This is a genomic window from Flavobacterium esculini, from assembly GCF_048284325.1.
Lineage (GTDB): Bacteria > Bacteroidota > Bacteroidia > Flavobacteriales > Flavobacteriaceae > Flavobacterium.
The window spans coordinates 1-14,306 of record NZ_JBLVPI010000012.1; the positions used below are offsets into that span (position 1 = coordinate 1).

General features: G+C 35.3%; 10 protein-coding genes and 1 pseudogene. 5 read left to right on the top strand and 6 right to left on the bottom strand.

Going from position 1 to position 14,306, the window contains the following annotated elements; all coding sequences use genetic code 11:
• Positions 1-2,133, bottom strand: a pseudogene (locus tag ACNQGG_RS11150) (hypothetical protein); the annotation flags it as partial.
• Positions 2,134-3,301: 1,168 nt separating this feature from the next.
• Here ACNQGG_RS11150 and ACNQGG_RS11155 point away from each other — a divergent pair.
• Positions 3,302-3,700, top strand: a complete 399-nt coding sequence (locus ACNQGG_RS11155; RefSeq protein WP_417963984.1) for a FimB/Mfa2 family fimbrial subunit — start codon at positions 3,302-3,304, stop codon at positions 3,698-3,700.
• Positions 3,701-3,986: 286 nt separating this feature from the next.
• Here the strand turns inward: ACNQGG_RS11155 and ACNQGG_RS11160 are convergent, their stop codons facing one another.
• Positions 3,987-7,439, bottom strand: a complete 3,453-nt coding sequence (locus ACNQGG_RS11160) for a methylmalonyl-CoA mutase family protein (RefSeq protein ID WP_417963986.1) — start codon at positions 7,437-7,439, stop codon at positions 3,987-3,989.
• A 291-nt stretch (positions 7,440-7,730) separates the two neighbouring features.
• Here ACNQGG_RS11160 and ACNQGG_RS11165 point away from each other — a divergent pair, with 291 nt between their 5' ends.
• Both ACNQGG_RS11165 and purU read left to right on the top strand, forming a co-directional pair.
• Positions 7,731-8,438 (top strand): DUF4197 domain-containing protein, encoded by a 708-nt coding sequence (locus ACNQGG_RS11165; RefSeq protein WP_417963988.1) that lies wholly within the window; start codon positions 7,731-7,733, stop codon positions 8,436-8,438.
• A gap of 131 nt (positions 8,439-8,569) precedes the next feature.
• On the top strand, positions 8,570-9,424 hold the full coding sequence (gene purU, locus ACNQGG_RS11170; protein ID WP_417963990.1) for a formyltetrahydrofolate deformylase: 855 nt from the start codon (positions 8,570-8,572) through the stop codon (positions 9,422-9,424).
• A gap of 122 nt (positions 9,425-9,546) precedes the next feature.
• Here the strand turns inward: purU and ACNQGG_RS11175 are convergent, their stop codons facing one another.
• Positions 9,547-10,203: a VOC family protein gene (locus ACNQGG_RS11175; RefSeq protein WP_417963992.1), complete on the bottom strand. Its 657-nt coding sequence runs from the start codon at positions 10,201-10,203 to the stop codon at positions 9,547-9,549.
• A gap of 134 nt (positions 10,204-10,337) precedes the next feature.
• Between ACNQGG_RS11175 and ACNQGG_RS11180 the strand changes: the two genes are divergently transcribed.
• Positions 10,338-11,060 carry a DUF4197 domain-containing protein gene (locus ACNQGG_RS11180; RefSeq protein ID WP_417963994.1) on the top strand — a complete coding sequence of 241 codons (723 nt, stop codon included), beginning with the start codon at positions 10,338-10,340 and terminating at the stop codon, positions 11,058-11,060.
• Between the two features lie 224 nt (positions 11,061-11,284).
• Here the strand turns inward: ACNQGG_RS11180 and ACNQGG_RS11185 are convergent, their stop codons facing one another.
• Positions 11,285-12,070 carry an alpha/beta fold hydrolase gene (locus ACNQGG_RS11185; RefSeq protein ID WP_417963996.1) on the bottom strand — a complete coding sequence of 262 codons (786 nt, stop codon included), beginning with the start codon at positions 12,068-12,070 and terminating at the stop codon, positions 11,285-11,287.
• Between the two features lie 108 nt (positions 12,071-12,178).
• Between ACNQGG_RS11185 and ACNQGG_RS11190 the strand changes: the two genes are divergently transcribed.
• Entirely contained in the window at positions 12,179-12,328 is a 150-nt protein-coding gene (locus ACNQGG_RS11190; protein ID WP_417963998.1) for a hypothetical protein, read from the top strand.
• Here the strand turns inward: ACNQGG_RS11190 and ACNQGG_RS11195 are convergent.
• Both ACNQGG_RS11195 and pyrF read right to left on the bottom strand, forming a co-directional pair.
• Positions 12,323-13,135 carry an ABC transporter substrate-binding protein gene (locus ACNQGG_RS11195; RefSeq protein ID WP_417964000.1) on the bottom strand — a complete coding sequence of 271 codons (813 nt, stop codon included), beginning with the start codon at positions 13,133-13,135 and terminating at the stop codon, positions 12,323-12,325. The two genes, ACNQGG_RS11190 and ACNQGG_RS11195, sit on opposite strands and share 6 nt — an antisense overlap.
• A gap of 201 nt (positions 13,136-13,336) precedes the next feature.
• Positions 13,337-14,179: an orotidine-5'-phosphate decarboxylase gene (gene pyrF, locus ACNQGG_RS11200; protein WP_417964002.1), complete on the bottom strand. Its 843-nt coding sequence runs from the start codon at positions 14,177-14,179 to the stop codon at positions 13,337-13,339.
• Positions 14,180-14,306: the final 127 nt, after the last annotated feature.

A 14,306-nucleotide genomic window follows, 5' to 3' on the forward strand; every position in this document is an offset into this window, starting at 1 on the left:
GTCTCTATATTGGGAACAGCCATCTGCACCAGTTTGTACAGTACCGGCAACTCCTGCTACATTTCCTGATTTAGCACCTTTTACACCACAATTGTCTGTCCAAGTGGCACTAACGCTGGCAGGCCAATCCGTATTACATCCTGTCAACGTATAATCAGCAGGTGCTGTAATCACTGGTATGGTCACGTCGTATTGTCTGGTTATGCGCACTTTTTTCTGAACAGCTACGTTTGCGCAATCGTCAGTAATATCAAAAGTGTAGTCTCTATATTGGGAACAGCCATCTGCACCAGTTTGTACAGTACCGGCAACTCCTGCTACATTTCCTGATTTAGCACCTTTTACACCACAATTGTCTGTCCAAGTGGCACTAACGCTAGCAGGCCAATCCGTATTACATCCTGTCAATGTATAATCAGCAGGTGCTGTAATCACTGGAATGGTCACGTCGTATTGTCTGGTTATACGCACTTTTTTCTGAACAGCTGCGTTTGTGCAATCGTCGGTAATATCAAAAGTATAGTCTCTGTATTGGGAACAGCCATCTGCACCAGTTTGTACAGTACCGGCAACTCCAGCTACATTTCCTGATTTAGCACCTTTTATACCACAATTATCTGTCCAAGTGGCACTAACGCTGGCAGGCCAATCCGTATTACATCCTGTCAATGTATAATCAGCAGGTGCTGTAATCACTGGTATGGTCACGTCTTTTGCAACAGTAAAAGTACTGGTACACGTTAACGGATCTTTATGACAAAAGTCAGTTACCTTATATTCGAAACTCAATTGTCCTCCACAAGCAGGTAAATCGGTCAATTTTGGAATATCTCCTATATTAGTTACTACTGGGTCGACTCCTTCTGAATTTTTGAAACCGTTTTTCCAAGCAAGATAAGCTGTTTCTATTGCCGTAGGTGTACTACATTCGGCTAATTTAGGATCAGCTGGACATTCGATTTTCAATTTACGCAAATCCAAATTCAATTGGATAGGTGGTCCAGGAAAATCTTTTAATTGAGCAGTATCTGTAGTAGACGTTTTTGTTCGTATAAATAAAGTACTTAAATTAAAACAAGGACTGGCAGTACCACCATTAAGCTTTTCAATTACTTTTGTTAAATTGATTGCTCCTTCTGCCCACTGATTTATTGCATAAGTTCCTTCATTATTATTATCTACAACTCCAAAAACAGGAAAAGGAACTTTAGTGACTTCTGTATTTTGGGTAATAAAAATAAGCTTTGCAAAATCAGCATTGTTTTGGGTTACCCATTTGAAACCTCCAGAAACTGGAGTCCAAACTTGTATAACGATTTGGGCAGCCCCACCACCTTGAGCAAAAGCAATAGTCACAAGGACATCGCCTTGGGTTCTACCACCGTCAGTACCCAAGGATTTGAATCCTCCGCTTCCGCTAGTTATTGGACCAACAATCGGAGTATCAGTAGCTGTACCATAGTATGCCCACATTGGTTTTTGAAGAAACTCAAAATCGATATAACTATCACCGTTGGTCACTTGTCTATCTCCAGCAAACAAACACCATAACTCATCTGTTTGAGAAGTGAATGATACATTTGGTCCATTAGGAAGGACTTCAACAACACCAGCGTTCGCAACACCATTTCCATAACTAAAATGGGCACCACAATTATTGATGTCATTCTTATTAGGTGAACTTCCTGCTTTCCACTTATAAACATTAGGATCTTCATTTATTTTGGTTGAAGTATCAAATACTGTGGGATCGCCTGTGCCATTAGGATCTATATCAAAAGGGTCTCTTAAGAAAAAAGTAAGCAAGGGGGTTATTGGAACACCACCCGCATCTAAAACACAACCTCCAGGACCAGGGTATTGGGTTTTACAAAATAAATCCCCTACGGTTCCATAAATACTAGGAAGTTGTTTGTAATTAGCAAAAGCATCTCCATCAACACCTGATCCATTAGCTGGAATTTGAACAGGCACAACTCCTCTTAAAACTTGAGCTTGAAGTTCTACTCCTGCAAATAAGGAAAACAAAAAAACAAAAGGAACTACTAGCTTACTGCAATTGTAGAAACGCCAAGAAAAAGTGCAACAATACTCCTGCACACTTTTTAACTTATAAAAAATAGATTTTTTCATAATAAAAGTATTTTTACATCATAACTTAGACAAAAAAGGAAGTTTACAGACTTAGGGAAAAAAACTTATAGAAAAAAACACCTTCATAAAACATTTATGAAGTCTCCATCGTCCAAAGGATTTTTATTGTGGGGAACAATAACTAAATTCTTTATCAACCAGATAGTCGCTTAAAAAAGCAACCTTAAAACTCTAATCTTAAACAATTAGCATTGAAATTAATAAAATAGGTATATTACAAAAGTTTTCAGACTGGGGGAGAAAACTTGCAGAAAAACGAAACATCTTCAAAAAATAATTTGAAGTAGTCCATCATCTAAAGGATATTTATTTAGGGGAAACAAAAAAATCCTTTTATTAACCTGAAAGTTGCTTGGTAAACAACCTAAATCAAATAAATTTTTGTTGAACCAAAGTTAGGTATTGCACCAAAAAAAGGGAAAGAAACAGACCTAAACAAGACAACATTCTATTATTCCCGACAAAGAACACACTTCACTAAGAAAAGCTTTACGGCAATAAAATATTAACACTAAACCACTCGTTAACAACATGATTATCAATTAATTAATAGTTTTATTACATAAGATTTGTTAATTAAAAAATAATGTTAAAAGCAATAAATCACCCCTGCACTTTAATCACTTTATCGCAATTTTATTGATTTTTTGATTATAAATTTGGACAATTATTGATAATCTTAAAATAGTAGAATCGGTTGCTTTTTTTTAAGATTTAGGAAACATCACGAGGATTTTAAACCATTAATTTTTATTTATCAGAAATGTGGAATGAACTGAAAATGATTATAAAAAAATCTTGATTACGAAAAAGTCTTTTTATCTAATCTATATTCAAAAAAAAAGACTTAAAACCATATAAAAAAACCACCTCATTAGTATTGAGATAGCTTTGACTTTAGTACAAATAATAAGTAGTAATTAATCACTTTTTTTAGGACGATACTAGAATTGAAATAACTCTTCCTCTTTTTTAATTCATAAGCTACTAACTAACAAAGACATACAACACCTGTGTTTTCAACATATATCGTTTTCGTAAAGGATAAAATAGCACCTAAATCAGAAAAACCAGCTGTGTTCCAACACATCTCATTGAAGTAATTTAGCCCTATAAATTTTAATTAATCAATTTAAAAATTAGTATTATGAAAAAGATTTTAAAATTAAGTTTATTGTTGGTAGTGGCAATGACTAGTATGAGTTCGTATGCAATCGACGGTGATTTTTTACTTAATGTAAAAAAAGGAGAAGGAAATGTAATTAGCTTTTCTCTAAATGAAATCAAGAAAGTTAATGTATCTTTTTATGATGATAAGGATAACTTAATCTACACCGAAAATGCAACAGGTGAGAAAGGAATCTTAAGAAGATATAATTTAGATGAATTACCTGTTGGAACTTATTTTTTGGTTGTGGAAAACAATCTAAAAAAAGTAAAACATGAAATTATTATTTCTGAAGAAAAGTCAATTTTAACAACAAAAGCAATCTCGGAAGTATACAAACCGGCACTGAAAAATAAAAATGTAGCAAATGTTGATTAGTTTGCTACCGAAAAGAATACCCGTATATTATTTTTAAGAGGCTGTATCTTTATAAGAACAGCCTCTTTTTTGTGATTAAATTATTGCATCAAATGTAATTTATAAGAAATTCAAAAAGGACCTCATCACTGAAAGGTCTTTATTAAATATTAAAAAAAATCCCCCAAAAAGCAGAAAAAGCGACCACTACCTTTAGCTAAAAAGCGAAAACGAGTGTCTGAGATCCTGCCCAAAAGCAGGATAAGCGATTCAAACCCTTTTTACTACGCAAAAAGTGGTTCTCTGTTTACATATTTCTTCTATATTGCCCACCAACTTCAAATAAAGCCGAAGTAATTTGTCCCAAAGAACAAACCTTTGTCGCTTCCATTAAGTGTTCGAATAAATTTTCATTTTTAATGGCGGCTTCCTGAAGCGTATTCAAGTGCTCCTTTACTAAATCCTGATTGGACTGGTGTAAATGTTGCAACATATCAATTTGATATTGTTTTTCTTCTTCGGTAGCACGAATTACTTCGGCTGGAATTACCGTTGGGGAACCTTTGGAACTTAAGAACGTATTCACCCCAATAATTGGGAATTCTCCGGTATGTTTCAAAGTTTCATAATACAAACTTTCTTCCTGAATTTTACTTCTTTGGTACATCGTTTCCATAGCGCCAAGAACACCACCACGTTCGGTAATTCTGTCAAATTCTTCTAAAACCGCAGCTTCAACTAAATCCGTCAATTCTTCAATGATGAACGAACCTTGAATTGGGTTTTCATTTTTGGCCAGCCCTAATTCTTTATTGATAATCAACTGAATTGCCATTGCACGTCGCACTGATTCTTCCGTAGGTGTTGTAATCGCCTCGTCATAGGCATTCGTATGTAACGAATTACAGTTGTCATAAATCGCATATAACGCTTGCAAAGTCGTACGAATATCATTGAAATCTATTTCTTGAGCATGTAAGGAACGTCCGGAAGTCTGAATGTGGTATTTCAACATTTGGGCGCGTTCGTTAGCGCCGTATTTGTTTTTCATGGCTTTCGCCCAAATTTTACGTGCCACACGACCGATAACAGCATATTCCGGATCAACTCCATTCGAAAAGAAAAAGGATAAGTTGGGTCCAAAATCGTTGATATTCATGCCACGGCTCAAATAATATTCCACATAAGTAAATCCATTAGAAAGTGTGAAAGCCAATTGCGTGATTGGATTCGCTCCGGCTTCGGCAATGTGATATCCTGAAATGGAAACCGAATAAAAGTTTCTGACATTCTTAGTTATGAAATATTCCTGCACGTCACCCATTAATCTAAGGGCAAATTCTGTAGAGAAAATACAAGTGTTTTGCGCCTGATCTTCTTTAAGAATATCAGCTTGAACTGTTCCACGAACTTGAGATAACGTTCTTGCTTTGATTTCGTTATAAACATCCGCGGGTAAAACCTGATCTCCGGTTACGCCCAAAAGCATCAAGCCTAAACCGTTGTTCCCTTCGGGTAAATCACCTTGATAATGCGGTCTCTCTACCCCTTTTTTGGTGTAAATTTTATTGATTTTTTCTTCAACTTCTTTTTCAAGAGCATTTTCTTTGATGTAAAATTCGCATTGCTGGTCTATCGCAGCGTTCATGAAAAACCCCAACAACATGGGTGCCGGTCCATTGATAGTCATACTTACCGAAGTCATCGCATGAACCAAATCGAAACCGGAATATAATTTCTTGGCATCGTCCAAACAACAAATAGAAACTCCGGCATTTCCGATTTTCCCATAAATATCAGGACGCACGTGTGGATCGTTTCCGTATAAAGTCACACTATCAAAAGCCGTTGATAATCGTTTTGCCGGCAATCCCGCGCTCACATAATGAAACCGTTTGTTGGTTCGTTCCGGTCCACCTTCTCCTGCAAACATTCTTGAGGGATCCTCTCCTTCCCTCTTGAAAGGATACAAACCTGCCGTGAAAGGAAATTCTCCAGGAACATTTTCCTGCAAACACCAACGCAGAATATCACCCCAAGCCTGATACTTTGGTAAAGCTATTTTCGGAATTTGAGAATGTGAAAGCGACTCTGTATGCGTAGCCATTTTGATTTCCCTATCACGAACTTTAAAGGTATAAACCGGATTTTTATATTTATTTACTTTTTCATTCCAAGTCAAAATGATTTCCCAATTGTAGGAATCCAAATCCATTTTTACCTTATCAAATTGATTCAGTAAAAGGTTCAAAAAGATTTTGTTCTCAGCTACACTTGGTTTTTCAGATTCTAAAGCAGTAGGCAAAACAGAATCATCATCGATTCCGGTTTTATTTATGACAGGAAATTTTCCAGATACACTTTCCAGTGTTTTAAAAATCCCGTATAATTTTTGGGCTACTTGTTCTTGACTTACCGCCGTCACATCATATTTTCTGTTGCTTTCGGCAATTTCAGATAAATAACGCGTTCTGTGTGGTGGAATAACGAATATTTTCTCGCTCATTTCACGTGTGATTTGGAACGTCGATTTCAAATCAGAATTCGTTTTCTCCTGGATTTTATCCATTATCGCTTTATAAAGCGTATTCATTCCCGGATCGTTAAACTGCGAAGCAATCGTCCCAAAAACCGGAAGCGTATCTAAATTTGCATCCCAAAGATTGTGGTTGCGTTGGTATTGTTTTTTTACGTCTCTTAACGCATCAAGAGAACCGCGTTTATCGAATTTATTTATCGCTACCAAGTCGGCAAAATCTAGCATGTCGATTTTTTCTAATTGGGTTGCAGCACCAAATTCTGGTGTCATTACATATAAGGATACATCAGAGTGATCCATAATCTCCGTATCTGATTGTCCGATTCCAGAAGTCTCCAAGATTATAATATCATATTTGGCTGCTTTAATGACTTGAATTGCATCAGCAACATATTTTGACAAAGCCAGATTTGATTGCCGTGTAGCCAAGGAACGCATGTAAACTCTTGGACTATTGATAGCATTCATTCGGATTCTGTCACCTAGAAGTGCACCACCTGTTTTTCTTTTGGATGGATCGACAGATATTAATCCGATTGTTTTTTCTGGAAAATCGATTAGAAAACGACGTACTAATTCATCTACCAACGATGATTTTCCTGCTCCACCCGTTCCTGTAATTCCAAGAACCGGAATCGTACTGTTTTCATTTTTCTTATGGATTGCTTCCAATGTCTGGGCCGCTACATCAGGAAAGTTTTCTGCTGATGAAATAATACGGGCAATGGCTTTTGGATTTTTTTCCTCCAAATAATTGATTTCATCACTTAGTTTATCTCCAATGGGATAATCAGCGCGTTGCACTAAATCATTTATCATTCCTTGCAAACCCATGGCGCGTCCATCATCAGGAGAATAAATTCTGGTGATGCCGTAGGCTTGTAACTCGGCTATTTCTGTAGGCAGAATCACTCCGCCTCCACCGCCAAATATTTTAATTTGTCCTGCTCCTTTTTCTTGAAGCAAGTCATACATATATTTGAAATATTCGTTGTGTCCCCCTTGATACGATGTTATGGCAATAGCATTGGCATCTTCTTGGATCGCTGTATTGACCACTTCTTCCACACTTCTATCGTGACCTAAATGAATGACCTCAACACCGGTAGATTGAATAATTCTACGCATGATGTTAATAGCGGCATCATGACCATCAAAAAGGGCTGCTGCGGTAACAATTCTTACTTTATTAACAGGGATATACGGTTTTAGAAGTTCCATTTTATGAATATGATAATTTAAGAGTGCAATTTACGATTTTATTTTAAAAATTATTTAATCGCGGTCATAGTTATTGATAAATAAGCAATAATTTTATTATTTAGCCCCGATGGAAGCGACATCCCTCGCTTTTTCAGCGAGGGATGTCGCTTCCATCGGGACAACTGTTTCTTAATAAATCCTAAAGTTTGTGCTCCTAAATAAAATCATGGCTTTATTTTTGAATAAGTAGTACTTTTGACATAAGTACTAGGCCGAATGGATAAAATAAATTTACAAAAACAATTTAAGATGAAAAAAATTTTAATTTTAGTAGCGGCAGTATCACTTTCCAGTTGTGCCGAAATGCAGCAGGTTCTGAATCAATTACCGCAAACGCAAGGAGTAGGTGGCGTTGATATTGCAGGAGGATTGAAGGAAGCGCTGAATAACGGGATTTCTAAACAAGTAACTAAATTGACCGCGACAGATGGTTTTTACAGAAATGAAGCCGTAAAAATTTTACTTCCGGAAGAATTAAGAAAAGTAGATGCTGGTTTACGAAAAATTGGATTGAATTCACTGGCTGACGAAGGTTTGAGAGTATTAAATCGTGCCGCTGAAGACGCGGTTAAGGAAGCTACTCCAATATTTGTTGATGCGGTAAGAAACATGACTTTTATGGATGCCAAATCTATTTTGATGGGAAATGAAAGTTCAGCGACTACTTATTTACAAAATAGCACCTCAACAGCTTTGTACGGAAAATTTAATCCTGTGATAAAAAATTCATTCACTAAAGTGGGTGCTGATAAAGTCTGGTCTAACATTATAACAAAATACAACAGCATTCCACTAGTAAACAAAGTAAATCCTGACCTGACTGATTACGTTACTAATCAAGCGATGAACGGCGTTTTCAAGATGATTGCTGTTGAAGAAAAAAATATCAGAACCAATTTAAGTTCCAGAACATCTGTTTTATTGCAAAGGGTTTTTGCGATGCAGGATAAAAACTAATTTGGATACTAAACTGTTCTCTATTTTTAAAACATAAACACTAAAATCAAATTTTTTTATAAAAAGAAATAAGTTTAGTTTTGAAAAACACTATTCTTACTATCAGACTAAAGTCGAAAGAAATACATAAAATGCAAAAAATTACAATCCTTATACATTGCGAAGACCAAAAAGCAATTATTGCCTCTGTTACCAATTACATTGCCTCAATTGACGGTAATATTATCTATCTGGACCAGCATGTAGATGCCGATGAAAATGTATTTTTCATGCGTTTGGAATGTGAGTTCAGTGCCAAAAATTGGGATATTGAAGCAATCAAGAACGATTTTCAAACTAATTTAGCAAATCGTTTTAATATGTCTTGGGAAATATATACCCAAGACGAAAAACCAAAAATGGCTTTGTTTGTTTCTAAATATGACCATTGTTTGTATGACATTTTAGGACGGTACAGCGCTGGTGAACTGCCTCTTGAAATTCCATTGATTATAAGCAACCATGAGGATTTAAAATCAGTGGCGGAACGTTTTTCCATTCCATTTCATTATGTTCCTTTCACCAAAGACATTAAAGCGGAAGGGGAACAAAAACAAATGGATCTACTGAAGCAGTACAATATTGACTTTATTGTTTTGGCTCGCTACATGCAGATTATCACGCCCAATTTAATTGCGCAGTACAAAAATCAAATCATCAATATTCATCACTCCTTTCTTCCTGCTTTTCCTGGAGCAAAACCCTATCATTCGGCTTTTAAACGCGGCGTGAAAATCATTGGCGCCACCAGTCATTATGTTACTGAAGGATTAGATGAAGGTCCGATTATCGAACAGGATATTGCCCGAGTTTCACACAGTCATTCTATTGAGGATTTTATTATGAAAGGGCGTGATCTGGAACGCATGGTTTTAGCAAGAGCCATAAAATTGCATGCAGAGAGAAAAACGATGGTCTATAATAACAAAACGGTGGTGTTTTCTTAAATCCTCGCCCCTTCCGATCCTGAAGGGTCGGGACGGACTTTCCAAAGGAGAGGACGCCGAAACCCATAAAATTAACGAATCCATCATATAAAAAATGCTCACTTTTGGTGAGCATTTTTTAATTAACCTGAAACTTCAATTTCGCTCATTTTCCCATTATTGTCAAATACTACTTTAGTCCAGAATGGTTTTGCTTTTTTATGCGTTGGATACCAATCCCGGTTTTCTTCCACCAGAATAAAAAGTCCCATATCTGTTCCTAAAACAATGAATTTATTTAGTTTGGGTTGTTTTGGAAATACAGAAAGACCATATTTATTAGACATTTCATCACTAAGCTGTGAAACATTTTTCGAAACAAAACCTATTTCACTCACAGAAAGAATTGACGAACCATCAAATGGTTTTTCTGAAGCATTATCTAAACTAAAACGGGCAATGAATTCTAAAATATTTCCATTATTATCATAAAAATAAAAAGACTTGGCATTCCAATTATAAAAATCCGCGATTTTATCGGGTGGAATTACCTCTAGAATTTCCGTCTTCTTTTCTATCAAAGCGAAAGCTTCCAGCAACTTATTATTGGATATATCAAAAGCAAAATGATACACCGGTTTTAAATTTTCAGAAGACCAGAACGTTAGTTTTGTAGAACCTGCCCTAAATGAAATACTCGAATTGTTTTTTGAAACAGTTTTAAATCCAATCACTTCATTATAAAACAACTCCGTTTCATTTATATTAGCTGTCAATAATTCAAGTTCGAGGATATTCATCACATATCAGTTAAGTTATAAACAGAATTTAGAAGTTTATCAAAGATAACACACTTGCTATCATAATCAAATTGATTGTTTTTATCTTTTGCATCCAGCCAATCTTTGTTTAATTTTGGAACAAATTATACAAGATGAAAAAAATAGCGTTACTACTTCTTCTCGTTCCAATTGTTGGCATAGCCCAATTTAAAGATTTCATTAAGAAAGCTGCTGACAAAGCTTCGACAATTACAAAAACAAATACAAGCATAGACATTGCAGCCGGCTTAAAGGAAGCATTAAATAAAGGAGTGTCGGAACAAGTTTCGAAATTAACAGCCGTCGATGGGTTTTATAAAAACGAAACCGTGAAAATTTTGATGCCCGAAGAATTAGCACGAGTTGATAAAATGCTTAGAAAAATGGGGATGGCTACTTTAGCAGATGATGGAATTAAAGCACTAAATCGTGCTGCTGAAGATGCCGTAAAAGAAGCAACTCCAATTTTTGTCTCGGCGATTAAAAACATTACTATTACTGATGCCAAAAGCATTTTGTTAGGAAATGATAATGCCGCTACCACCTATTTACAATCTTCTACAACTATTCCATTGTATGCGAAATTCAGTCCCGTTGTACAAAAGTCAATTAATAAAGTGGGTGCAGATGTAATTTGGAATTCCATTATAAAAAAATACAATACGATTCCTCTCGTTTCAAAAGTAAATCCTGATATAACCGATTATATCACCAACAAAGCGCTAGATGGGGTTTTCAAAATGATTACTGTTGAAGAAAAAAATATCAGAACCAATCTAAATGCCAGAACTTCGGATATACTGAAAAAGGTTTTTGCTTTGCAAGACAAAAAATAATTACAATCAACACCTAAAACAGATTAAACATTGGTGCTTCATCCTATTTTATTATTCTTAAAATTCAAGAAGAAAACTTAACGTATATACAACAAAGTAATAACAAAATCTTAACAGCAAAACGCTTGCTTATGTATGACCTTTGCAGGGTAATAAACTGGTTATTTATTATTTTGGTTTTGGTTAGTTAAAGAATTGCCTGCATTTATAATGCAGGCATTTTTTTATTTAGCGGTATTTATAAAAGAAAGAACTGCATCATTAAAAGCATTAGGTTGCTCCACATTGACCACATGCCCACATTTTTCTATCACAAATAATTTAGAAGATTTATAATGATTCTCCACCACTTTTCGAACCGATGGTAAGAACATATAATCCTCCTCACCCATAACATAAAGCGTAGGAATATTCAATTCGACCTGACGAAACCATTTGAGCACCGGATTTATTTCGGCGGTGAGTTTAAACCATTTAATAAACTCTTTTTGGTATAATTTTTTGGCCTCATTTATAAAAAGCACACGAGATTGCTTGTGACTTTTTTTAGGCATGATAACAAAGGCAAAAAACTTATATAGAACCAAATAAGGCAATACATATTTAAACATATTCCCCAATCGCATCAATACTTGAGAACGGAAATTCATTTTCAGGATAGCGCCGCCAAGAATCATGCTTTGCACCCTTTCCGGATACATTTCCGCTAATTGTCTTATCAAAATGGTACCCAATGAAATACCTACAAAATGCGATTTTTTAATTTTTAGAAAGTCTAAAACTTCCAGAATATCATTGGCCAAAGCCGAAAAAGTATAGTGTTGCTTGAAAGCCGTTTTCAAGGTGGGTTTTGATTCTCCGTGACCACGCAAATCCAATAACAATACATTATATTGTTTTTTGAAATCGCGTATTTGTTTGAACCAGATAGACGAACTTCCGCCGGCACCATGCACAAAAGTGACCCACTGATCGGTGTTTTTATTTTCGTAAATGGTGTAATTAATCACGTTTTTATTTTTTGTAAAAATAGGATTTTAATTTTAAATCTCAATCTTAACATATATTAATACTAATTTAACAATTGTAAAACGTAAATTTGCAAAAAAATTACACCGATGATTGGATTATTGAAAGAGAAAAGTGAAATTGAAAAGCTTAAAAAAGAATATCAAATACTTGCTGAACAAAATTTCGAAATAGAAAAAAATACTGTAAATCCTAGTGATACTGCAGAAGAATTAGTTCTGGAAGAATGTGAACTATAATTTTTGATGTATTTTTTTAAAATAGTCAAACGCTTTTAGCAAGCGGCTTCCATACCAAGAAAACATTTCGCCATCTACAAACACCGTTTTTGCATGATGCGTGTGCCTTCCTATTTCAAAAGCATCTTCTTCCTTGAAAGGAAAAGGTTCTGAGGATAGAAAAACCAAATCCGGATCACCTTCCAAACGCATTTTTTTGAGTTCGATTTCCGGGTAACGTCCCGAAGTCTCGGGATTATTTTCATAGATATTTTGAAAATGATTTAGTTTTAATAATTCATTGATGAAATTATCCGACCCAGCGACCATAAAAGGGTTTTTCCAAATGAAATACGCTGCTTTTTTTACGGGTATATCTTTGACGAAGTTTTTAAAATCGCTCAGGGCAAAAGCCAATTTGTCATTCCATTTCTGCGCTTCAGTTCTGCAATTGAATAGCTGACCAAAATCGGTAATCATTTGAGAATTGTCTTCAATCGTGATAATATTCGTCACCCAAACCGGACAAATTTTACGCAATTCCTCCACAATTTCTTGTGTATTTTCCTCTTTGTTACAAATGATGATATCCGGTTGCAACAATCTGATTTTCTCAAAATGCACTTTTTTGGTTCCGCCTACAATTTTCTTAGTTGACTTAAAATGATATGGATGCACGCAGAATTTGGTAATCCCAACAATTCGGTCTTCCAAACCTAAATCATATAGTAATTCGGTTTGGGAAGGAACCAATGAAATAATGCGTTTTGGCGAATTTTCAAAAGAATGCGTGGTTCCGATTTGATCTATTAATTTTTTTGGTTTCAAGTTTAAAGTTTAAAAATGACATTATTAACCCCTAAATTTACAGCTTTTTAACCATTAAGAAATTAAGAAAAATTAAGGCTTTAAAGTTTAACCTCGAAGCCCACAAAGTTTTCTATTCAAATCTAGACGCAAGCTTAATGAAACTTAATTTCTTAATGGTTTACGAAAAAGTCCCTGTTTAAAATTCTTCCACTTTAAACCTTAAACCTTTTCAAACTTCAAACTCATAATCCCTTCCATTTCCTGTTGCATCTTCAACGCTTCTTCTCTTGCTTTTTCAATAAAATCAGTTCCGTTCGAAGCATAAATAACCGCTCTGGAAGAATTAATCAGCAAGCCTACATTGGCATTCATACCGTATTTACAAACTTCGGCTAAACTTCCGCCTTGTGCTCCCACTCCGGGAACAAGCAAAAAACTGTCAGGGACAATTTTACGAATTTCAGTGAAATATACTGCTTTGGTAGCACCGACAACATACATCAGGTTTTCGCTATTTTTCCACGTTTTAGAGGTTTCTAATACGTGTTTGTACAATTCTTTTCCTCCCGAAGCGTCGGGAACATTCAAAGTCTGAAAATCAAACGCTCCTTCATTGGAAGTCAAAGCCAACATAATCGTATGTTTATTTTCGAAGGCTAAAAAGGGTTCCACCGAATCTTTTCCCATATAAGGAGCAACGGTAACGCTGTCGAAATTCAAATCTTCAAAAAAAGCTTTGGCATACATGGAAGACGTATTGCCAATATCCCCACGTTTGGCATCGGCAATCGTGAATATATCCGGATAGGTTGAGTTGATGTAATTAATTGTTTTTTGTAACGACATCCAACCTTTTATTCCGTAGGCTTCATAAAAAGCCGTATTCGGTTTGTAAGCCACTGCTAAATCATGCGTCGCATCAATTATCGCTTTATTGAATTCGAAAATGGGATCTTCCAGTTCTAATAAATGTTGTGGAATTTTATTTAAATCAACATCGAGTCCTACAGCTAGGAATGATTTCTTGATTTTGATTTGGTCAATAAGTTGTTGTGTAGTCATTATTTAAATTATGAGCTGCAAATTTATGAAAAAAACCCCAAAAGGACTGACGGTTTTATAACTTAAAAATCACTGAATATGCTATATTTTAATGCTACCTTTTTTTTTTAAATCGATACTGCTGCAG